The organism is Variovorax sp. PvP013 (assembly GCF_050435945.1).
GTDB lineage: Bacteria > Pseudomonadota > Gammaproteobacteria > Burkholderiales > Burkholderiaceae_C > Variovorax.
In genome coordinates this window covers 95,175-117,031 of the sequence record NZ_JBNDLF010000009.1, presented here as the reverse complement: position 1 = coordinate 117,031, position 21,857 = coordinate 95,175, and the positions used below count along the sequence as shown (strand labels likewise).

Genomic DNA, 21,857 nt, shown 5'->3' with positions numbered 1-21,857 from the left:
GGCGGCGCACGTCCTGTGGAGCCACGCCATGAAGGCCTTCGCCGCGCTGTACCGCGAGCTGGATTCGACGACGTCCAACCTCGCCAAGCAGTCCGCCCTGCGTGCCTACCTGCGCGCCGCCGCGCCGGCCGACGCCGCCTGGGCGGTGTACTTCCTCGCCGGCGGCAAGCCGCGCCAGCTGGTGCCCACCAAGCTGCTGCGCGCATTGGCGCAGGAGGCCGCCGGCCTGCCCGAATGGCTGTTCGACGAGAGCTACGACGCCGTCGGCGACCTGGCCGAGACGCTCGCGCTGCTGCTGCCGCCGCCCACCGAGGGGCACGAGCTCGGCTTGGCCGTCTGGATCGAGCGGCACCTGCTGCCGCTGCGCGCGCTCGGCAAGACCGCGCCGGAGACGCTGCCCGACGTGCTGCGCGCCCAGTGGCGCCAGCTCGCCGCCGACGAGCGTCTGGTGTACTTCAAGCTCATGACCGGCAGCTTCCGCGTCGGCGTCTCGCGTCTGCAGGTGACGCAGGCGCTGGCGGCCGTCGGCGAGGTCGACGCCAAGCGCGTGGCGCAGCGGCTCATGGGCTACACGCACATCGCCGGGCAGCCCACGGCGGCCGACTACGCCCTGCTGATCGCGCCGGAGAGCGAGGGCGAGCTCGACCGCAAGACCAGCGGCCAGCCCTATCCGTTCTTCCTGGCGCATCCGTTCGCGCTGCCGGTCGAGCAGTTCGACGCCGTGCTGGGCCCGCCCGCCGACTGGCTCATCGAGTGGAAGTGGGACGGCATCCGCGCGCAGGTCGTGCGCCGCGCCGGGGTCGTGTCGGTGTGGTCGCGCGGCGAGGAACTGGTGACCGACCGCTTTCCCGAACTCGCGGCCATGGGCGAGGCCCTGCCCGAGGGCACGGTGATCGACGGCGAGATCGTCGTCTGGCGGGGCGACGCCCCGGTGGCCGACGGCGCTCCCGACGAGGACGCATCGGCGCTCGACGAGGCCCGCTCGGAATTCAACGAGGAGATGAAGGAAGGCATCGGCGAGGGCCGCGTGCAGCCCTTCGCCGAGCTGCAGCGCCGGCTCGGGCGCAAGACCCTGGGGCCGAAGCTGCTGCGCGAGATCCCGGTCGTGCTGCTGGGCTACGACCTGCTGGAGTGGGAGGGTCGCGACCTGCGCACGACGCCGCAGCACGCGCGCCGCGCGCTGCTCGACCGGCTGATCCTCGACCTGCGCCATCCGAGCCTGCTGGAGAGTCCGATGCTCACCGGCACCGACTGGGCCGACCTGGCCCGCCAGCGCGAGGCCGCGCGCTCGATGGGCGTCGAAGGGATGATGCTCAAGCAGCGCGACGCCCACTACGGCGTCGGCCGCACCAAGGACGTCGGCACCTGGTGGAAGTGGAAGATCGACCCGCTGTCGATCGACGCCGTGCTGATCTACGCCCAGCGCGGCCACGGCCGCCGCGCCAGCCTCTACAGCGACTACACCTTCGCCGTCTGGGACGGCCCGCCCGGGGCCGCCGAGCGCAAGCTGGTGCCCTTCGCCAAGGCGTATTCCGGCCTCACCGACGCCGAGATGGGCCGCGTCGACGCCGTCGTGCGCAAGACCACCATCGAGAGCTTCGGCCCGGTGCGCAGCGTCAGGCCGACCCTGGTCTTCGAACTCGGCTTCGAGGGCATCGCCCGCAGCGCGCGCCACAAGAGCGGCATCGCCGTGCGCTTCCCGCGCATGCTGCGCTGGCGCGAGGACAAGCCGGTGGAGGAGGCCGATTCGCTGGAGACGCTGGCGGCCTTGCTGCCGGCCTCGCCATGAAGCTGACGCTGGCCGACCTCGCCGGCTGGTTCGCCGACCGCGGCTGGAAGCCCTTCAGGTTCCAGAAGGAGGTCTGGAAGGCCATCGCCGATGGGGAGTCCGGCCTGCTGCACGCCACCACCGGATCGGGCAAGACCTACGCCGTCTGGCTGGGCGCGCTGCGGGCCTTTCCGCTGAAGGCGACGCCGTCGAGCGCGCGCGCCAACGCGAAGCTGGTCGCGCCGCCGCTCACGGTGCTGTGGATCACGCCGATGCGCGCGCTCGCCGCCGACACGCTGCGCGCCCTGCGCCAGCCGCTGGAGACCCTGGCGCCCGACTGGACCTCGGGCGCGCGCAGCGGCGACACCGCCGCGGCCGAGCGCAGCGCGCAGAACCGCCAGCTGCCCACCGTGCTGGTCACCACGCCCGAGAGCCTGTCGGTGCTGCTCTCGCGCGCCGACGCGGCCGAGGTGCTGGGCACGGTGCGGATGGTGGTGGTCGACGAGTGGCACGAGCTCATGGGCAACAAGCGCGGCGTGCAGGTGCAGCTGGCCATCGCGCGCCTCAAGCGCTGGAACCCGGCGCTGTGCGTCTGGGGCATGTCGGCCACGCTGGGCAACCTGGCCGAGGGCATGCGCACCCTGCTGGGCCACGACGGCGGCACGATGGTCCAGGGCCAGGTGAAGAAGGACCTGGTGGTCGATTCGCTGCTGCCCGCCTACACCGAGCGCTTTCCGTGGGGCGGCCACCTCGGCATGGCGATGCTGCCGCAGGTGGTGCGCGAGATCGAGTCGAGCGCCACCACGCTGGTCTTCGCCAACACGCGCGCCCAGTCGGAGATCTGGTATCGCGCCCTGCTGGAGGCGCGGCCGGAGTGGGCCGGCGTCATCGCCCTGCACCACGGCTCGCTCGACCGCGCGGTGCGCGAGTGGGTCGAAGCGGGCCTGAAGAGCGGCGAGCTGCGCGCGGTGGTCTGCACCTCCAGCCTCGACCTGGGCGTGGACTTCCTGCCGGTGGAGCGCGTGCTGCAGATCGGCTCGCCCAAGGGCGTGGCGCGGCTGCTGCAGCGCGCCGGGCGCTCGGGTCACGCGCCGGGGCGGCCGTCGCGCATCACGCTGGTGCCCACGCACAGCCTGGAGATCGTCGAGGGCGCGGCGGCGCGGGTGGCCGTGGCGGCCGGCCACATCGAGTCGCGCGCCACGCCCGACCAGCCGCTCGACGTGCTGGTGCAGCACCTGGTCACGGTGGCGCTGGGCGGCGGTTTCGTCGCCGACGATCTCTACGACGAGGTGCGCGGCACCGCCGCCTTCGTCCACCTCTCCCGCGACAGTTGGGAATGGTGCCTGGACTTCGTGCGCCAGGGCGGGCGCTCGCTGGAGGCCTACCCGGACTACCGGCGCGCGGTGCCCGACGAGCACGGCGTCTGGCGCGTACCCGACGCGCGCCTCGCGCGGCGGCATCGCATCAACATCGGCACCATCGTCAGCGAGTCCAGCATGAGCGTGCAGTACGTCGGCGGCGCGCGCGTGGGCCATGTCGACGAGGGCTTCGTCGCGCGCATGAAGCCGGGCGAGTGCTTCCTCTTCGGCGGCCGGTTGCTGGAGCTGGTGCGCATCCGCGAGATGACGGCCTGGGTGAAGCGCGCGACCGGCCGGCGCCACGCCGTGCCGCGCTGGGCCGGCACGCGCGTGCCGCTGTCGGTGACCCTGGCCGCCGCCGTGCTCGACCAGCTCGCCGATGCCGAGGCCGGCCGCTACGACACGCCCGAGCTGCGCTGCGTGCGCCCGCTGCTCGACGTGCAGCAGCGCTGGTCGGCCCTGCCCACGCCGCGCACGCTGCTGGCCGAGACGCTGAAGACGCGCGAGGGCTGGCACCTGTTCCTCTATCCGTTCGCCGGCCGCCACGTCCACCTGGGGCTGGCCAGCCTGCTGGCTTGGCGCGTCGCCCAGCACGCGCCGCGCACCTTCTCCATCGCGGTCAACGACTACGGCTTCGAGCTGCTGAGCGCGACCGAGGTCGATTGGGCCGACATGCTGCCGCGCATGCTGCACGCCGGCCACGACGACCTCGCCCGGCAGGCCCTCGCGCAACCCGACGTCGAGGCCGGCGAGCGCCAAGCCCTGCTGCACGAGGTGCTGGAGAGCCTGAACGCGGGCGAGCTGGCGCGGCGGCGCTTCCGCGAGATCGCGCGCGTCTCCGGCCTGATCTTCCAGGGTTATCCCGGCGAGAAGCGCAGCAACAAGCAGCTGCAGGCCTCGTCGTCGCTGTTCTGGGAGGTGTTCCGCAAGTACGACCCCCAGAACCGGCTGCTGCTGCAGGCCGAGCAGGAGCTGCTGGCGCAGGAACTGGAGATCGGCCGCCTGCGCGCCAGCTTGGCGCGCATGAACGCGCAGACGCTGTCGCTCCACGCCCTGGCACGGCCGACGCCCTTCGCCTTCCCGCTGATGATCGAGCGCTACCGCGAGCAGCTCTCCAGCGAGAGCGTGGCCGACCGCATCGCGCGCATGGTCGAGCAGCTGGAGCTGGCCGCCGGCGGCGATGCGGGCGGCGGCGAGGCCGGCGTGGGCGACGCGGGGTCGCGCGCGGTGATGGACTCGCCCATCGCGCTGGACGCCGTGGGCCGCGCGGACCGCGTGAAGGCCGGCCTGGCGTTCGGGCAGGAGGGCGGCGACGACCGGCGGCCGGCGGCGTCTTCGGACGGCGTTGGCGACGAGCCGGCGCCCGCTCCCGGCACGCCCGGCGCCGCGGCGGCGGCCCGCGAGGCGCGCGGCGGCAGGTCGCGTCGCCGCGAGCGCAGGCCCTCGCGGCCGCTGCCGCCGCTGTGAGCCCCGGCCCCGCCGCGCCGCGCAGCAGATCGACACACAGCGCGCCGGACGCGTCGTTTAAGCTGCCCGCCATGAGCAGCATCAACCCCCGCACCTACGACTCCGTTCCCTCCCGCAAGGTGGCCTTCCTCGGCCTCGGCGTGATGGGCTATCCGATGGCCGGCCACCTGGCCAAGGCCGGCCACCACGTCACGGTCTACAACCGCTCGCCGGCCAAGTCGGCAGCCTGGACGGCCGAATTCGCCGCCGACGGCGGCGATGGCACCCTGGCCCATGCCGCGACGCCGCGCGAGGCCGCCGCCGGCGCCGAGATCGTCTTCTGCTGCGTCGGCAACGACGACGACCTGCGCTCGGTGGTGCTGGGCGACGACGGCGCCTTCGCCGGCATGGCGGCCGGCGCCGTGTTCGTCGACCACACGACCGCCTCGGCCGACGTGGCGCGCGAGCTGTCGGCGCTGGCGCTGGCGCGCGGCCTGCAGTTCATCGACGCCCCGGTCTCCGGCGGCCAGGCCGGCGCGCAGAACGGCGCCCTGACCGTGATGTGCGGCGGCGACGCGGCCACCTTCGAGTCGATCCGGCCGGTGGCCGCCGCGTTCTCGCGCGCCATCACGCTGCTGGGCGAGAGCGGGTCGGGCCAGCTGGCGAAGATGGTCAACCAGATCTGCATCGCCGGCTTGGTGCAGGGCCTGAGCGAGGCGATCGCCTTCGGCCAGCGCGCCGGGCTGGACATGAACGCCGTGCTGGGCGTCATCTCCAAGGGCGCGGCGCAGAGCTGGCAGATGGAGAACCGCGGCAAGACGATGGTCGAAGGCAAGTTCGACTTCGGCTTCGCGGTCGATTGGATGCGCAAGGACCTGGGACTGGTGCTCGACGAGGCCAAGCGCAACGGCGCCCGGCTGCCGGTGACGGCGCTGGTCGACCAGTTCTACGCCGACGTGCAGCAGGCCGGCGGGGCGCGGTGGGATACGTCGAGCCTGATCAAGAGACTGGGCTGACCCCCAGGCTTGCTCGCTGCGCGTAGCAGCGCCCACCCCCTTCCAGGGGAGGAATGGGCTCACCCCCAGGCTTGCTCGCTTCGCGTAGCAGCGCCAACCCCCTTCCAGGGGGCGACACCGGCGGCCCGGCGGAGCCGGTTCCGCGGTGTCCCTGGCCTTGGCCGTGCCTTATCTGACCGGGGTGACGGTCGCGCCGCCGGCGGCGGGCAGGGGCTCCATGGGGGGCAGGGGGACGCTGGAGCGGGCGGCGGGGGCGACGCTGTTGACGGTGTTGGGGGAGGGGCCGGTGCCGCCCTGGCGGGTCTGGCTGGCGAGTTCGGCCTCGCTGAGGATCTCGACCACGCGCACGACCTTGTCGACGCCGGCCACGCCGCGCGTGATGTCGGTGGCGCGGTCGGTCTCGCGGCGCGTCGCCAGGCCCATCAGGTAGACCACGTTGCGCTCGGTCACCACTTTGAACGAGGTGGCGAAGATGTCCTTGGCGTCGAGCAGCGAGGCTTTCACCTTGCCGGTGATGAAGGTGTCGTTGGAGCGCTGCTGGAAGCCGCTGGCCGGGCCGACCACGGTCTCGTTGACGACGCCACGCACGTTGTCCAGGCCGCGCGCGATCTCCTCGACGCGCCGGCGGTCGGCCTCGGCGCCCACCGTGCCGGTCAGCAGCACCTGGCGGTTGAAGCTGGTGATGCTGACGTACATCTGGTCGTTGGCGATGTCGCGGATGCGGGCGGCGCCGCGCAGCTCGATGCCCTGGTCGTCGAGCTGCGCGCCCGAGGTACGGCGGTCGGTCGCGACCAGGCCGGCGCCGGCGGCCGCGCCGCCGACCACCAGCGGCACGCAGGCCGTGAGCGAGGCCGCCAGCGCGGCGCCCGCGGTGAGGGCCAGCGCGAAGCGGCGCAGGACGGCGAGGGGATGGGTGGGGGTCGTCATGTGAAGGCTTCCTGTTCTCCGAGTAGCTGGGTGTCCACGCCGTCGCACAGGCAGTGCAGCGCGACGAGGTGGACTTCATGGATGCGGGCGGCGCGCTCGTGCGGCACGCGGACCTGGACGTCGGTCTCGCGCAGCGCGCGGCCGGCGGCCCCGCCGCTGGCGCCCAGCAGCGCGACGACGGTCATCTCGCGCGCATGGGCGGCCTCGATGGCGGCGAGCACGCCGGCCGACTGGCCGCTCGCGCTCAGCGCCAGCAGCACGTCGCCGGCCTGGCCGAGGGCGTGCACCTGGCGCGCGAAGTGGCCGGCGTCGGTGGCCTCGGGCGTGTCGGCGGCCGGATCGCTGGCGTCGCCGCCCGCGAGCGCCAGCGCGGCGAGGCCGGGGCGCTCGCGCTCGAAGCGGCCGACGAACTGCGCCGCGAACTGCTGCGCCAGCAGGCCGGAGACGCCGGCGCCGCAGGCCAGGATCTTGCCGCCGCTGGTCACGCAGGCCAGCAGCGCCTGCATGGCCTGGGAGATCGGTTTGCTCAGCGCCGGGCCGGCCTGGTACTTGAGGTCGGCACTGTCGATGAAGTGCTGCTGGATTCGTTGCTCGAGCATGGGCTGGCGATGATACGGCCCCGGCTTCCGGCGCCAGCGCGCCGCAAGGGCTTCGGCGCCCCGCCCACCGCGTCTCAGCCGGCGTCGAAGGCGCCCTGGAGCCATTCGATGCCGCCGGCCTCGACCAGCACGACGTCGAAGCGGCACGGCGGCGGCGCGCGCAGGCCCGACAGGTAGTGGCGGGCGGCGAACACGATGCGCCGCCGCTTGCCGTGGGTGATGCTGCCGCCGGCGCCGCCGTGCGTGTCGCTCGCGCGCTGGCGCACCTCGACGAAGACCAGCGTGGACTCGCGCGGATCGCGCGGGTCGCTCACGATCAGGTCGATCTCGCCGCCGCCGCGACCGGGCGTCCGATAATTGCGCGTCACCAGCCGCAGGCCGGCCGCCTCCAGGTGCGCCAGCGCCGCGTCCTCGGCCGCGTCGCCGCGCTGCTTGGTCGTCCTGGTGGTGATGGTCGTCGTCGTCACCGTCGCCCCGTCCCGTCCCTTGGTCTGTGTGTCCGTCGCACTGGAGAACCCGCTTGTCCAATTCCCTCGCCCCGGCCGCTTTCGGCGCCGCCCTGTCGGCCGCGCGCGATGCCGCGGGCGCGCAGCATTATCCGCAGGCCACCCTCTACGTCGTCGCCACGCCCATCGGCAATCTGGCCGACATCACCCTGCGCGCCCTGCACGTGCTGCAGCTGGCCGACGTCGTCGCCTGCGAGGACACGCGCCACACGCAGGGCCTGCTGCGCGCCTACGGCATCGACCGCCCCGGCGCGCAGCTGATGGCGGTGCACCAGCACAACGAGGCCGAGGCGGCGCAGGCGGTGGTCGCGCGGCTCGCGCAGGGCCAGCGCGTGGCCTACGTGAGCGACGCCGGCACGCCCGGCGTGAGCGACCCCGGCGCGCGGCTGGTGGCGGCGGTGCGCGAGGCCGGCCACCGCGTGCTGCCCCTGCCGGGCGCGAGCAGCGTCACCACGCTGCTGGGCGCGGCCGGGCTGGTGGCCGCGCCGGGCGACGAGGGCAGCGCCTTCGTCTTCGCCGGCTTCCTGCCGAGCAAGGCCGGCGAGCGCGACATCGCCGTGCAGGCCCTGGCGGCGGAGCCGCGCAGCGTGGTGCTGCTGGAGGCGCCGCACCGCATCGAGGCCCTGGCGCGCGCCCTGGCGGTGCTGGGCGGGCGCCGCGTGACCGTCGGGCGCGAGCTCACCAAGCAGTTCGAGGAGATCGCCACCGTCGAGGCTCGCGCGCTGTCCGAGTGGTTCGCCGCCGGGCGCGACCGCACGCGCGGCGAGTTCGCCTTGGCGCTGCATCCGGTCGCCGCGGCCGGCGACGACGGCGCCGAGTCCGACCGCGTGCTGCGCCTGCTGCTGGCCGAGGGACTGCCGGTGAAGGGCGCCGTGCGCCTGGCCGCCGAGATCACCGGCGCCTCGCGCAACGCGCTCTACGACGCCGCCCTCGCCATCCGGAACGCCTGAGCCCGCCCGGCGCCCTCAGGCGTCGAGCTCGGGGTAGTGGCGGAAGATGCCCTCCTCGTTGAAGGCGATGCGGCGGGGGCTGTGGAGGTAGTCGTGGATGCGCTGGCGGCGCGCGACGTCGGCGTGCAGCCGGACCACCGCCGGCGTGTCGGTCAGGGCGCGGGCCGTGGCCTTGGGAAAGGCATGGCGCAGGCCGGCGACCAGCTGGAACAGCGACAGGTCGGCATAGGTGAGCGCGTCGCCCACCAGGTGCGTGTCGCCGGCCGGGTTGCGTCGCAGCACCGTCTCGAACCAGCCGAGGAACTTCGGGATGCGCTCGTCGCGGAACGCCTCGGCGCGCCGCAGGGCCGGCTCGCGCTGGTCCTCGTAGGCGAGGCCGACGGAAATCGGGTGGTGCGTGTCGTGCGCCTCGGCGACGGCGTCGGCGACGGTCAGCTGGAGCTGGTGCGTCCACAGCGCGTCGGCCTCGCCGGCGCCCGCCAGGCCCAGGCGCGCGCCGAGGTGCAGCAGGATCGCCGCCGTCTGGCCGACGACGAGGTCGCCGTCGACCAGGAACGGCGGCGCGAAGGGCGGGCGCGGGTCGCGCGCGTCGTGCAATCGCTGGCCGAGCGCCGCCTCGCCGCCGCCCCGGTCCGGTGGCTGGCGCGCGACGTCGACGTAGTCGGCGCCGGCCGCCTCCAGCGCGAGGCGGACGAACTCGCCGCGGCCCTGGATCGTGGGCCAGTAGTGGAGCTGGTAGGTCGTCATGCGGAAGTCCTCGATGATCGATGTGGATGGGAGCCCCGCCGGGCCGCTCCGGCGGCCATCGGTCGGGCCGCGACCCGCCGCCTCACTTCGCGGTCGGCATGACGAACTCGGCGCCCTTGCCGATGCTCTCGGGCCAGCGCTGCATGATCGACTTCTGCTTGGTGTAGAAGCGCACGCCCTCCTCGCCGTAGGCGTGCATGTCGCCGAACAGCGAGCGCTTCCAGCCGCCGAAGCCGTGCCAGGCCATGGGCACCGGGATCGGCACGTTGATGCCCACCATGCCGACCTCGACGCGCCGGCCGAACTCGCGCGCCACGTGGCCGTCGCGCGTGAAGCAGCTCACGCCGTTGCCGAACTCGTGCGCGTTGATCAGGTCGACCGCCGCCGCCAGGTCCGGCACCCGCACGCAGCCGAGCACCGGGCCGAAGATCTCCTCCTTGTAGATGCGCATCTCCGGCGTGACGTGGTCGAACAGCGTGCCGCCCATCCAGAAGCCGCCGGCGGTGTCGGTGCCGTTGGCCTTGCCCGCCGTCGCGCCGTCGAAGCCCCGGCCGTCGACCAGCAGCTGCGCGCCCTCCTGCTCGCCCAGCGCGATGTAGCCGGTGATGCGCTCGTGCGCCGCGCGCGTGACGATCGGGCCCATCTCGGCGTCGAGGTTCTCGCCGTCGAGCACCTTGAGCGTCCTCGCGCGCTCGACCAGCTTCGGGATCAGCCGGTCGGCCGCGTCGCCCACCAGCACCGCCACCGAGATCGCCATGCAGCGCTCGCCGGCCGAGCCGTAGCCCGCGCCGATGAGCGCGTCCACCGCCTGGTCGATGTCGGCGTCGGGCATCACCACCATGTGGTTCTTGGCGCCGCCGAGGGCCTGCACGCGCTTGCCGTGGCGCGCGCCCGTCTCGTAGATGTAGTTGGCGATCGGCGTCGAGCCGACGAAGCTGATCGCCTTGACGTCCGGGTGCTCCAGCAGGGCGTCGACGGCGACCTTGTCGCCCTGGACGACGCTGAAGACGCCGTCGGGCAGGCCGGCTTCCCTGAGCAGTTCGGCGATGCGCAGCGACGGGCTCGGGTCGGTCGGGCTGGGCTTGAGGACGAAGGCGTTGCCCGCGGCGATGGCCACCGGGAACATCCACATCGGCACCATGACGGGGAAGTTGAACGGCGTGATGCCCGCGACCACGCCCAGCGGCTGGCGCAGGGTCCAGTTGTCGATGCCGGTGGAGACCTGGTCGGTGAAGTCGCCCTTGAGCAGCTGCGGGATGCCGCAGGCGAACTCCACGATGTCGATGCCCCGGCTGACCTCGCCCTGGGCGTCGGTGAAGACCTTGCCGTGCTCGGCGGTGATGAGGTGGGCGAGCTCGTCCTTGTGGCGGTTGAGCAGTTCGAGGAACCTGAACATCACCCGCGCGCGGCGGATCGGCGGCGTGTCGGCCCAGGCCGGGAAGGCGGCCTGGGCGGCGGCCACGGCGGCGTCGACGTCGGCCGCGCCTGCCAGGTGCACCCGGCCCGTGACCGCGCCGGTGGCGGGGTTGGTCACGTCCTGCGTGCGGTCGGAGGCGCCGTCGGCGCGGCGGCCGGCGATGAAGTGGGGGATGGCGGCGGGGGTGGTGGTCATGGGCGTGGCGAAGGGATGGAGGGGGCGTGGGGGCGGTGGAAGGCAAGGCGACCGGAAGGCCCGGCGGCGCAGGAACGAGTCTAGGCAGACACGGCGACGCTGCCAATCGAGAAAACCGCCTCCCCGGTCCGGCCTCGTCGAGGCACGCGGCCGGTCGGCCCAGGCCCACCGGCCGATGTCTTCGCCATGGCGGGTCAGCGCGCCTCGGCGTCCGACCGCCCGTCGCCGGCGCGCAGCACCCCGTTGACCTCGGCGCCGAAGATCAGCGTCGTGGCGCTGACGTAGAGGAAGACCAGCGTCGCCACGACCCCCGCGAAGCTCCCGTAGAGCAGGGCCAGCTTGCCGACGGTGCGCAACGTGTACGACAGCGTGGCGGCGGCGCCGACCCAGAACGCGGCCCCCACCAGCGCGCCCGGCAGCACCGTCGACAGGCGCTGGCGGACGTCGGGCAGCCAGCCGTACATCAGGGCGTAGAGCGCGAAGAGCACGGTGAACGCCAGGCCGTAGCGCACGCTGTTGCGCAGCCAGAAGGCGTCGCGGTCCAGGTCGAAGTGGACCTCCAGGAAACGCCACAGGTGCGGCAGGACGATGACCGAGCCGAAGACCGCCATCACGCCGACGCCGACGACCACGGTGAACAGCGTCACCTTGATGCGCGCCTTCCAGAACGGCAGGCCGCGCTCGATGCCGTAGGCGCGATTGAGCGCCGAACGCACCGCCTGCAGGCCGGAGGACGAGGTCCAGAGCGTGGTCAGCAGGCCGATCGTGAGCAGGGCCTGGCTGCGCCGCGCCAGCACCTCGTCGACGACCGGCTGCATCGCGTCGCGCACCACCTGCGGCGCGTACGCCAGCACCCGGGCGACGAGCGCCGCGACGTCGCCCGGACTGCCGACGTAGCCCGCCACGGCCGACAGCAGGAGCAGCAGCGGGAACATGGCCAGCACCGACGAGAACGCCAGGCTGCCGGCCTGGTTGGCGCTCTGGTGGAGGACGTAGTTGCGGATGGCCGGCGCCAGGACGCGCAGGACGGGGGCGGCCAGGACGGCGCGCCGGATGGCCTTCCACGGGGTGGCCCACGGATGCTGGGAGGTGGACATGGCGGGCGACGGGGGGTGGGTGTGGGGCGTGGACGGGGCGACAAAAAACCCGCCATGCCTTGCGGCGTGCGGGTTCTGGGGGGAGTTCCGGGCCTGCCCGGGAACGGTGTCTGGTCCCGCCGCCAGGAATCGAACCTGGATCTCAGCCTTCGGAGGGCCGAATTCTATCCGTTGAAATACAGCGAGGGAGGGGGTGCCGGGGACGCCGGCAGCCCGCGATTATCACCCATCCGGCCGCGTTCAGGACGTGACCGCCGCGATGGCCGCCGCGGACGCGGCGTCGGCGGTCCCGGACGTGCCCGCGTTCGCGCCGGCGGCCGCCGTCCCGGCCGATGCCGCGTCGGCGATCCGGAAGCCCAGCCCCGCCACGTAGACCTCGAAGGCCTGCCGCCCGGTGCGCACCAGGTCGAAGGCCGTCGGGTCGAGCAGCCAGTTCTGGATCACGCCGGTGATGAGGGCGTGCAGGCCCTGCGCCGCCACGCTCGCGGGCACCGGCAGGCGCACGCGCTCGCGCCGCGCGGCGAGCCGGAAGGCCTTCTGGAAATCGTGGATGCACTCGTTGCGCACGCTCAGGTGGCGCTGCCGCACCGACGCCATCTCCGACGTGTACTCGACCTGGTGAGTCGCCACCTCCAGCACGCGCCGGACCTGCGCGTCGGAGGTCATGAGGTCGAGCGCCGCCACCAGGCGATGCACGATCTCGCCGATCGGGTCGCCCGGCGTGGCGACGGCGGCCTGGCCGGCGGCCTCCAGCGGGAGCTTGACGCGCTCCATCATGGCGTTGAAGAGGTCGGCCTTGTCCTTGAAGTGCCAGTAGATGGCGCCGCGCGTCGCGCCGGCCTGCTGGGCGATCTGCTGCAGCGAGGTCTGCGAGACGCCCTGCGCCTGGAACAGCACCTCGGCCGCGTCGAGCAGCCGGTTGCGTGTCGCGAGCGCTTCCTGTTTCGTGGAACGGGCCACTGTGCGGGTCTCCTGCCGGTGTCGGTGTCTACGGCGGTTATGAATTCGTGAGAATCCGAATATACCCCCATACATTCACGAATGTATGTAAACTAGCCGCCTTTGCATGGCCTTTGCGACCGTGCCGCTCCGGCGGTGCCCCGTGTCGCACCTTCGGCCTTCCGAGTTCGTCGTTTTCTAAGGAATCACATGCCGCAATCGCATGTCTCTTCTCGTGGCCGTTCGCCGGCTTCCCGCCGCGTCGCCGGCAGCGCCGTTCTCGCCGCCGTGATGGCGGCCGTCATCCTCGCGGGTTGCGGCAAGGGCCAGGAGAAGGCCGCCGCCGCCCCGGCGGGCGCCGCGCCGCCGCCGCCCGAAGTCGGCGTGGTGGTCGCCACGCCCGGCGACGTCGGCCTGGTGACCGAGCTGCCCGGCCGGCTGGAGGCCTCGCGCATCGCCCAGGTGCGCGCCCGCGCCGCCGGCATCCTGCAGGAGCGCCTGTTCCGCGAGGGCAGCGACGTCAAGGCCGGCCAGGCGCTCTACCGCATCGACGCCGCTCCCTACACCGCCGCCGCGCAGAGCGCCCAGGCCGGCCTGGCGCGCGCCGAGGCCAACGCCGCCCAGGCCAAGGCCCTGGCCGAGCGCTACAAGCCGCTGGTCGAGGCCAACGCGGTGAGCAAGCAGGAGTACGCCAACGCGGTGGCCGCGCAGAAGGCGGCCGAGGCCGACGTGGCCGTGGGCCGCGCCTCGGTCGCGACCTCGCGGATCAACCTCGGCTACGCCACCGTGACGGCGCCGATCTCCGGACGCATCGGCCGCTCGCTGGTGACCGAAGGCGCCCTGGTGGGGCAGGGCGACGTCACGCAGCTGGCGGTCATCCAGCAGATCAACCCGCTCTACGTCAACTTCACCCAGTCGGCCAACGACGCATTGGCGCTGCGCCGCGCGATGGCCGAGGGCAAGCTCAAGCGCGCCGACGGCGCCGGCGCGGCCAGCGTGCGCGTGGTGCTCGAGGGCGGCAGCGAATACGCCCTGCCGGGCAAGCTGCTGTTCACCGACCTCACGGTCGATCCGACCACCGGCCAGGTCACCCTGCGCGCCGAGGTGCCCAACCCCAGGGGCGAACTGCTGCCGGGCCTGTACGTGCGGGTGCGCATCGAGCAGGCCCAGGTCGACAACGCCATCGCGCTGCCGCAGCAGGCGGTCACGCGCACCCAGCAGGGCGACACCGTCACGGTGGTCGGCGCCGACGGCAAGCTGAGCAAGCGCAACGTCAAGGTCGGCACCGCCAAGGACAACCAGTGGGTGGTGCTCGAGGGCCTCAAGGCCGGCGAGCAGGTGATGGTCGACGGCTTCCAGAAGCTGCAGATGATGCCCCCGGGCAGCCCGGTGAAGGCCGTGCCGTGGACCAAGCCGGTCACCGCGCCCGCGGCCCCCGCCGCTGCCGCCTCGGCGCCGGCGGCCCCCGCGCCGGCGACGGCCGCCGCACCCGCCGCGTCGGCCGCCAAGTAAGGAGCGCCCCCGCATGGCCAAGTTCTTCATCGATCGACCCATCTTCGCGTGGGTGATCGCGCTGTTCATCATCGTGATGGGAGGGCTGGCGATCACGCAGCTGCCCATCGCGCAGTACCCGCCGGTGGCGCCGCCCGCCATCGTCATCAACACCGCCTACCCCGGCGCCTCGGCCCAGACGCTGGAGGACAGCGTGCTGTCCGTGATCGAGCGCGAGATGAACGGCTCGCCCGGCCTCATCTACGTCGAGTCGGTCGCGCAGGCCGACGGCACCGGCACCATCACGGTGACCTTCGAGACCGGCACCAACCCCGACCTGGCCCAGGTCGACGTGCAGAACCGGCTCTCGCGCGCCACCCCGCGCCTGCCCGCGGCGGTGACGCAGCAGGGCGTGCGCGTGGACAAGTCGCGCAACAACTTCCTGCTGTTCGCGATCCTGTCCTCGGACGACCCGTCGATCAGCACCGTCAAGCTCGGCGACTACGCTTCGCGCAACGTGCTGCCCGAACTCCAGCGCGTGCCCGGCATCGGCCAGGCGCAGCTCTTCGGCACCGAGAGCGCGATGCGCATCTGGATCGACCCGACCAAGCTGCAGGGCTACAACCTGTCGCCGGCCGAGGTCAGCGCGGCCATCCGGGCGCAGAACGCCCAGGTCTCCTCCGGCTCGATCGGCGACCTGCCCAACATCACGGGCCAGAGCATCGCCGCCACGGTGGTCGTCACGGGCCAGCTCAGCAGCGTCGAGCAGTTCGGCAACATCGTGCTGCGCGCCAACGTCGACGGCTCCACCGTGCGCCTGAAGGACGTCGCGCGCATCGAGCTCGGCGGCCAGTCCTATGCGACCTCGGCGCGCCTGAACGGCCAGCCGGCCGTGGGCATCGGCGTCCAGCTCTCGCCCTCGGGCAACGCGCTGCAGGCGGCCCAGGCCGTGCGCGCCAAGATGACCGACCTCGCGAAGTACTTCCCGCAGGGCGTGAAGTGGGACATCCCGTACGACAGCTCGCGCTTCGTGAAGATCTCCATCACCGAGGTGGTCAAGACGCTGTTCGAGGCGGTGGCGCTGGTGTTCATCGTGATGTTCGTGTTCCTGCAGAACTGGCGCTACACGGTCATCCCGACCATCGTGGTGCCCATCGCGCTGCTGGGCACCTTCGCCGTGCTGTCGGCGCTCGGCTTCTCGATCAACGTGCTCACCATGTTCGGCATGGTGCTGGTGATCGGCATCGTGGTGGACGACGCCATCGTGGTGGTGGAGAACGTCGAGCGCATCATGGTCGAGGAGAAGCTCTCGCCGCTGGACGCCACGCGCAAGGCGATGAAGCAGATCTCGGGCGCCATCATCGGCGTGACCGTGGTGCTGATCTCGGTGTTCGTGCCGCTCGCGTTCTTCGCCGGCTCGACCGGCAACATCTACCGCCAGTTCTCCGCCGTGATGGTGTCGTCGATCGCCTTCTCGGCCTTCCTGGCGCTGTCGCTCACGCCGGCGCTGTGCGCGACGCTGCTCAAGCCGGTGGACGAGGGCCACCACGAGAAGCGCGGCTTCTTCGGCTGGTTCAACCGCCGCTTCACGCGCACCGCCAAGGGCTACGAGAGCTTCGTCTCGCGCATGCTCAAGCGCGCCGCGCGCTGGCTGATCATCTACGTGGCGATCTGCGCCGCGGTGGTGGTGCTGTTCCGCGGCCTGCCGACCTCCTTCCTGCCGCAGGAGGACCAGGGCAACATCATCGTCAACGTGCAGCTGCCCCCGGGCGCGACGCAGGAGCGCACGCTGTCGGTCATGCAGCAGGTCGAGGGCTTCATCCTGAAGCAGCCCGAGGTGCAGAGCATGGTCGGCGTGCTGGGCTTCAGCTTCTCCGGCCAGGGCCAGAACGCGGGCCTCGCCTTCGTCACGCTCAAGGACTGGGACGAGCGCAAGGAACCCGGCAGCAACGCCGAGGGGCTGGCCGGCCGGGCCTTCGGCGCGCTCTCGGGCGTGCGCGACGCCTTCATCTATCCGCTGAGCCCGCCGCCGATCCCCGAGCTGGGCAACGCCAGCGGCTTCACCTTCCGCCTGCAGGACCGCGCCGGCGCCGGGCACGAGGCGCTCATCGCCGCGCGCAACCAGCTCCTGGGGCTGGCGTCCAAGAGCCCGCTGCTCGCGCAGGTGCGCCCCGACGGTCTGGAGGACGCGCCGCAGCTGCGCATCGACATCGACCGCGAGAAGGCCAGCGCCCTGGGCGTGACCTTCGACGCCATCAACACGACGCTGTCGACGGCGCTGGGTTCGAGCTACATCAACGACTTCCCCAACCAAGGTCGCCTGCAGCGAGTGGTGGTGCAGGCCGACGCGCCCGCGCGCATGCAGCCGCAGGACCTGCTCAAGCTCAACGCCACGAACACGCAGGGCGTGCCGGTGCCGCTGTCGACCTTCGCGTCGACGCGCTGGATCACCGGCGCGCAGCAGACGGTGCGCTACAACGGCTACGGCGCGGTGCGCATCTCCGGCTCGGCCGCGCCGGGCTCCAGCTCGGGCGCCGCGATGGCCGAGATGGAGAAGCTGGCCTCGCAGCTGCCCGCGGGCTTCGGCTTCGAGTGGACCGGCCAGTCGCGCGAGGAGAAGCTCGCCGGCTCGCAGGCCATCATCCTGTACGGCTTCGCCATCCTGGCGGTGTTCCTGTGCCTGGCCGCGCTCTACGAGAGCTGGTCGATCCCGCTGGCGGTGATCCTGGTGGTGCCCTGCGGGGTGCTGGGCGTGCTGCTGGCGACGATGCTGCGCTCCTACTCCAACGACGTGTACTTCCAGGTCGGGCTGATCACCATCATCGGCCTCTCGGCGAAGAACGCGATCCTGATCATCGAGTTCGCCAAGGACCTGCAGGCCCAGGGCAAGGGCGTCGTCCAGGCGGCCCTCGAGGCGGCCCACCTGCGCTTCCGCCCGATCATCATGACCTCGCTGGCCTTCGGCCTGGGCGTGCTGCCGCTGGTGCTCGCCTCGGGCGCGGGCTCGGCCAGCCAGCGCGCCATCGGCACCGGCGTGCTCGGCGGCATGGTGACAGGCACCGTGCTGGCCGTGTTCTTCGTGCCGGTGTTCTTCGTCGTCGTGCGCGGCCTCTTCAAGGGCAGCGCGCGTCAGCAGGAAGTCAACCGCCGCCATGCCGAGGCGGCCGGGATCGAGGAAAACCATGACAAATAAGTCACCGATGACGTTCGTCGATCCGCTGCGCGCCACGCTCGGCGCGCTGGCCGCCAGCCTCGCGCTGGCCGGATGCTCGCTGATCCCGACCTACGAGCGCCCCGCCGCGCCCGTGCCCACCACCTTCCCCGGCGACCCGGCGCAGCCCGCCGGGCCGGCGGCGGCGACGGTGCCGTGGCAGGACTTCTTCGGCGACCCGCGGCTGCAGGACCTGCTGTCGACGGCGCTGGCCAACAACCGGGACCTGCGCGTCACCGCGCTCAACATCGAGCAGGCGCGCGCCCAGTTCCAGATCAGCCGCGCGGCCCAGTTCCCGGCGCTCAACGGCATCGTGACAGGCACGCGCCAGCCGTCGGTGCTCAACGGCGAGCTCTACAACAGCTTCCAGGTCGGCCTGGGCGTCTCGGCCTGGGAGATCGACTTCTTCGGCCGCCTCGACAGCCTCAAGCAGACCGCCCTGGCGCGCTACCTCGCCACCGAGGAGGCCCGGCGCAGCGCGCAGATCAGCCTGATCGGCGCCGTCGCCTCCGGCTGGTACACGCTGCTGGCCGACGACGAGCTGCTGGAGATCACGCGCCAGACGCTCGCCACGCGCGACGACTCGGTGCGCCTGACCAAGCTGCGGCTGGAGAACGGCGTCTCCTCGGAGATCGATTTCCAGCTCGCCAACTCGCTGGCCGAGACCGCGCGGGCGTCGTACGCCCAGCAGCAGCGCACGCGGCTGCAGGACGAGAACGCGCTGGCGCTGCTGCTGGGCGCGCCGGTGCCGGCCTCGGCGCTGGCCGCGCCGCAGGGCCTGGGGCGCCTGGACAACGCCCGCGCGCTGCCCGACCTGCCCGTGGGCCTGCCCTCGGACCTGCTCGCCGAGCGCCCCGACATCCGCGCCGCCGAGCAGCAGCTGATCGCGGCCAACGCCAACATCGGCGCGGCGCGCGCGGCCTTCTTCCCGCGCATCTCGCTGACCGCGACGGCGGGCACGGTGAGCAACGAGCTCTCCGGACTGTTCAAGTCGGGCACCAACGCCTTCACCTTCGCGCCGCAGCTGGTGCTGCCGATCTTCAACGCCGGCGCCAACCGGGCCGGGCTCGACTCGGCCGTCGCCGGCCGCGACATCGCCGTGGCGCAGTACGAGAAGTCGATCCAGTCGGCCTTCCGCGACGTCGCCAACGCGCTGGCCGGGCGCCAGACGCTGGGCGAGCAGGTGCGCGCGCAGCGGGCGCAGTCCGAGGCCGAGGCCGCGCGCTTCCGGCTGCAGGACCTGCGCTACCGCAACGGCATCTCCAGCGCGCTCGACCTGCTCGACGCGCAGCGCTCGCTGTTCTCGGCGCAGCAACTGGCGGTGCAGGCGCGGCTGCTGGAGCTGCAGAACCAGGTCGCGCTCTACCAGGCGCTGGGCGGCGGCTGGACCGGCCGTTGAGGGTCTCCGCGCCTGCGCTCGCGCGACCGCAGGCGGCGGGGGGCTCCCTATAATCGCCGGTCGATTCGACGGTGCTTCCGGCCCAGGCGTCTGGTCCCGGCACAGCCCCAGCAGCCCCCACGCTTGATTTGAGGACGCCATGAGCGCAGAACCGCACTACCAGGCCGCACAAGAAGCCCACACCGGCCCGATCAAGAACCCGAAGCAGCTCCTGCTCGCCGTCGGCGTCTCGTTCATCGTTCCCATCCTCGTCATCGTCGCCCTGGTCGCCTACGTGACTTCCGGCAACAAGCCCGCCGGCTCGGCCACGGGCGACGGCATGGCGCTCTACGGCGTGTCGCAGGACGCGCGCGACCGCGAACTCGCCGGGCGCCTCCAGCGCGTCGGCAGCATCGAGATCCGCGACGCCAACCGCGCCCTGGCCACCGGCGAGACCGTCTTCAAGGGCCAGTGCATCGCCTGCCACGGCAGCCCCGGCATTCCCGGCGCGCCGCACCTGAACGACGCCGCCGCCTGGAGCCCGCGCATCGGCCAGGGCTACGCGACGCTGCTCGAACACGCGCTCAAGGGCAAGGGCGCGATGCCGCCCCAGGGCGGCGGCGACTACGAGGACCTGGAGATCGGCCGCGCGGTGGTCTACCTGGCCAACGCGGGCGGCGCCAAGTTCGCGGTGCCCGAGCGCCCGGCCGCCGGTGCCGCCCCGGCCGACGGCGCCATGGCGCCGGCGCAGGGCGCGGCTCCGGACGCCGCGGCCGCGGCGGCACCGGGCGCGGCGGCCCCCGTGCCCGCGGCGGCCGGGACGGCGCCGACGGCGGCGTCGACTTCGTCCGTACCCACCACGGCCGCGACGCCCGCTGCGTCCACTGCCCCGGCGAAGTAGGGCGAAGTCACCCGGGACCTTCGCGCAATCGCTCCTTCCTCCGGGACCGCCCGGAACCGACCCCCGAAAGCCGGCCTCGCGCCGGCTTCGTCGTTTCAGGCCCGCGTGGCGGCGTGATGCGCGGCCGGACTCAGGACGTGGCCGAAGCGCATCGGCAGGTCGGCCGCCTTCACCTCCTCGGGCGCGGGCCAGCGGCCCTGCTCGATGGCGTCGGCGGCCAGGCCGACGTCCTGGCTGTGCACCAGCCCCAGGCCGATCGAAGTGGCCACGTAGAGCCGGCCGGCCTCGTCGAGCAGGACCGTGACGGCGGGGGCGGGCGCCTCGTCCGTTCCGGACGCGCCGATCGCGCCGGCCTTCTCCGCGTCGCCGGCCGCGCCGGCCACCGCCGGCCCCGCCACCGCCACGCCGGTGTGCGAGACGATCCGGAAGTCCTCGTCCACGCGCCAGATCCAGGGCGCGGCCTCCAGCTCGACGTAGACGCGCTGCGGTCCGTTCTGGAAGAACCACCGGCCCTCGTCGTCGGGCGCGTAGTTGCGGTGGATGAAGTCGATCAGCTTGTCGTGCCGCAGCATCGAGCCCTTCTCGGCCGGGAAGGGGCCGGCGGCCTGGGTGCGGTCGTCGCGCAGGAACCAGTTGCCGCGCGCGTCGAGGCCGAGCCAGCCGTGGCAGTGCGGGACGTTGGGCCACTTCGCGAGGGCCTGCTTGACGATGTCATCCATGGCGGCCATTGTGCGCGCCGCCCGATGGCGCGCCCTGCCGGGCGAGCCAGTCGCCCACGCGCTCGGGCAGGCCTCTCACGTGGCCCGGCGGCGGGCCCAGCGGAAAGCCGACGTGGCCGCCCTGGCGCGGCTGCCACAGCGTGACGCACGGGCCGACCGCGTCCGCGCGCGGCAGGCTCGCCGCCGGCACGAAGGGGTCATTGGCCGCGTTGACCACCAGCGTCGGCACGCGGATGGCGTGCAGGCGCGGCCCGGCCGAGCCCCGCGACCAGTAGTCGTCGGTGTCGCGGAAGCCGTGCAGGGGCGCGGTGAAGACGTTGTCGAAGTCGCGCAGGTCGCGCGCGGCCAGCAGGCGGTCGCGGTCGAACAGCCCGGGGTGCTGGGCCAGCTTGGCCAGCGCCTTGGGCTTCATGGTGGCGAGGAACATGCGCGTGTAGACCTGCCGGTTGAAGCCGCGCCCCATCGCCGCGCCGCCGGCCAGCAGGTCCAGCGGCGCCGAGACGGCGGCCAGCGCGCGCACCGTGCGACGCGCCGTGGCGCCGGCCTCCTCGGCCCAGCGCAGCAGCGCGTTGCCGCCCAGGGACACGCCCAGCGCCCGCAGGGGCGGCGCCGAGCCGCCGTCGGGGCGGGGCAGCCGCGCGGCGAAGCGTTCCAGGATCCAGCCGATCTCCTCGTGGTCGCCCGAGTGGTAGGCGCGCGGCGCCAGGTTGATCTCGCCGCTGCAGCCGCGGAAGTGCGGCACCGCGAAGTCCCAGCCGCGCGCCGCGGCCCATTCGGCCATCGCCTGCGCGTAGTGGCTGGCCGACGAGCCCTCCAGGCCGTGGAACAGCACCAGCAGCGGCCGTGGGTCGCCGGCGGCATCGGCATCGGCGGCGGCGGTACTCGTGGCGCAAGAGGCGGCGGGACTGTCGTCGGCACGCGCCAGGAAGTCCACGTCGATGAAATCGCCGTCCGGCGCGTTCCAGCGTTCGCGCCGGAAGGCGACCGGCGCGCCGGCGGTGCGGCGCGAGAAGAGGGCCGGCCAGATCGTCTGCAGGTGGCCGCCGGGCAGCCAGCGCGGCGCGGCGTAGCGCAGGTCGGGAAAGGCGTCCGGGGGATCGCCGGGGCGGGTGAAAGGCAAGGGCATGTCCGGCACGGAAATCGGATTCTGCCTCTCCATGCCGGCGGCGCGGGGACTATGCTGCCCTTTGTC

At 72.9% G+C, this 21,857-nt stretch carries 17 protein-coding genes and 1 tRNA gene; 8 read left to right on the top strand and 10 right to left on the bottom strand.

All coding sequences use genetic code 11. The features are described 5' to 3' along the window. Positions 1-28: 28 nt before the first annotated feature. The 3 genes from ABID77_RS19135 to ABID77_RS19125 all read left to right on the top strand — a co-directional run bounded on the left by ABID77_RS19135 (position 29) and on the right by ABID77_RS19125 (position 5,588). Positions 29-1,789, top strand: a complete 1,761-nt coding sequence (locus ABID77_RS19135) for an ATP-dependent DNA ligase (RefSeq protein ID WP_429599210.1) — start codon at positions 29-31, stop codon at positions 1,787-1,789. Further along, entirely contained in the window at positions 1,786-4,593 is a 2,808-nt protein-coding gene (locus tag ABID77_RS19130; protein WP_429599207.1) for a ligase-associated DNA damage response DEXH box helicase, read from the top strand. The genes ABID77_RS19135 and ABID77_RS19130 overlap by 4 nt, the downstream gene beginning before the upstream one ends. 71 nt (positions 4,594-4,664) lie before the next feature. Next, a complete protein-coding gene (locus ABID77_RS19125; RefSeq protein WP_429599204.1) occupies positions 4,665-5,588 on the top strand; it encodes an NAD(P)-dependent oxidoreductase in 924 nt (307 codons plus the stop codon). Between the two features lie 168 nt (positions 5,589-5,756). Here ABID77_RS19125 and ABID77_RS19120 read toward each other — a convergent pair whose 3' ends face one another. The 3 genes from ABID77_RS19120 to ABID77_RS19110 form a co-directional block, all read right to left on the bottom strand. Further along, positions 5,757-6,515: a BON domain-containing protein gene (locus ABID77_RS19120; RefSeq protein WP_429599201.1), complete on the bottom strand. Its 759-nt coding sequence runs from the start codon at positions 6,513-6,515 to the stop codon at positions 5,757-5,759. After that, positions 6,512-7,114, bottom strand: coding sequence for an SIS domain-containing protein (locus ABID77_RS19115; RefSeq protein ID WP_429599198.1), 603 nt, complete (start codon positions 7,112-7,114; stop codon positions 6,512-6,514). The genes ABID77_RS19120 and ABID77_RS19115 overlap by 4 nt, the downstream gene beginning before the upstream one ends. A 74-nt stretch (positions 7,115-7,188) precedes the next feature. Next, positions 7,189-7,581: a YraN family protein gene (locus ABID77_RS19110; RefSeq protein WP_429599196.1), complete on the bottom strand. Its 393-nt coding sequence runs from the start codon at positions 7,579-7,581 to the stop codon at positions 7,189-7,191. 53 nt (positions 7,582-7,634) lie between these two features. On the opposite strand from ABID77_RS19110, the gene rsmI reads away from it, so the two are divergent. Next, positions 7,635-8,570 carry a 16S rRNA (cytidine(1402)-2'-O)-methyltransferase gene (rsmI, locus tag ABID77_RS19105; protein WP_429599193.1) on the top strand — a complete coding sequence of 312 codons (936 nt, stop codon included), beginning with the start codon at positions 7,635-7,637 and terminating at the stop codon, positions 8,568-8,570. 15 nt (positions 8,571-8,585) lie between these two features. On the opposite strand, the gene ABID77_RS19100 is transcribed toward rsmI, so the two are convergent. The 5 genes from ABID77_RS19100 to ABID77_RS19080 form a co-directional block, all read right to left on the bottom strand. Further along, on the bottom strand, positions 8,586-9,317 hold the full coding sequence (locus tag ABID77_RS19100) for a glutathione S-transferase (RefSeq protein WP_429599190.1): 732 nt from the start codon (positions 9,315-9,317) through the stop codon (positions 8,586-8,588). 82 nt (positions 9,318-9,399) lie between these two features. Beyond that, positions 9,400-10,929, bottom strand: a complete 1,530-nt coding sequence (locus ABID77_RS19095) for a CoA-acylating methylmalonate-semialdehyde dehydrogenase (RefSeq protein WP_429599186.1) — start codon at positions 10,927-10,929, stop codon at positions 9,400-9,402. 194 nt (positions 10,930-11,123) lie between these two features. Next, positions 11,124-12,026: a YihY/virulence factor BrkB family protein gene (locus ABID77_RS19090; RefSeq protein ID WP_429599183.1), complete on the bottom strand. Its 903-nt coding sequence runs from the start codon at positions 12,024-12,026 to the stop codon at positions 11,124-11,126. Positions 12,027-12,137: 111 nt separating this feature from the next. Then, positions 12,138-12,212 (bottom strand) — tRNA-Arg (locus ABID77_RS19085). Positions 12,213-12,266: 54 nt separating this feature from the next. Beyond that, entirely contained in the window at positions 12,267-12,986 is a 720-nt protein-coding gene (locus ABID77_RS19080; RefSeq protein WP_429599180.1) for a TetR family transcriptional regulator, read from the bottom strand. Between the two features lie 189 nt (positions 12,987-13,175). Here ABID77_RS19080 and ABID77_RS19075 point away from each other — a divergent pair, with 189 nt between their 5' ends. The 4 genes from ABID77_RS19075 to ABID77_RS19060 all read left to right on the top strand — a co-directional run bounded on the left by ABID77_RS19075 (position 13,176) and on the right by ABID77_RS19060 (position 19,946). Beyond that, positions 13,176-14,477 (top strand): efflux RND transporter periplasmic adaptor subunit, encoded by a 1,302-nt coding sequence (locus ABID77_RS19075; protein WP_429599177.1) that lies wholly within the window; start codon positions 13,176-13,178, stop codon positions 14,475-14,477. Positions 14,478-14,490: 13 nt separating this feature from the next. Then, positions 14,491-17,649, top strand: a complete 3,159-nt coding sequence (locus ABID77_RS19070) for an efflux RND transporter permease subunit (RefSeq protein WP_429599175.1) — start codon at positions 14,491-14,493, stop codon at positions 17,647-17,649. A gap of 7 nt (positions 17,650-17,656) precedes the next feature. Further along, a complete protein-coding gene (locus ABID77_RS19065; protein WP_429599172.1) occupies positions 17,657-19,066 on the top strand; it encodes an efflux transporter outer membrane subunit in 1,410 nt (469 codons plus the stop codon). Between the two features lie 139 nt (positions 19,067-19,205). Next, positions 19,206-19,946, top strand: a complete 741-nt coding sequence (locus ABID77_RS19060; RefSeq protein ID WP_429599170.1) for a c-type cytochrome — start codon at positions 19,206-19,208, stop codon at positions 19,944-19,946. 95 nt (positions 19,947-20,041) lie between these two features. Here ABID77_RS19060 and ABID77_RS19055 read toward each other — a convergent pair whose 3' ends face one another. Together ABID77_RS19055 and ABID77_RS19050 are read right to left on the bottom strand one after the other, a co-directional pair. Next, positions 20,042-20,665 carry a DUF2946 family protein gene (locus ABID77_RS19055; RefSeq protein ID WP_429599167.1) on the bottom strand — a complete coding sequence of 208 codons (624 nt, stop codon included), beginning with the start codon at positions 20,663-20,665 and terminating at the stop codon, positions 20,042-20,044. After that, positions 20,658-21,740: a YheT family hydrolase gene (locus ABID77_RS19050; protein ID WP_429599304.1), complete on the bottom strand. Its 1,083-nt coding sequence runs from the start codon at positions 21,738-21,740 to the stop codon at positions 20,658-20,660. The genes ABID77_RS19055 and ABID77_RS19050 overlap by 8 nt, the downstream gene beginning before the upstream one ends. Between the last annotated feature and the right edge of the window lie 117 nt (positions 21,741-21,857).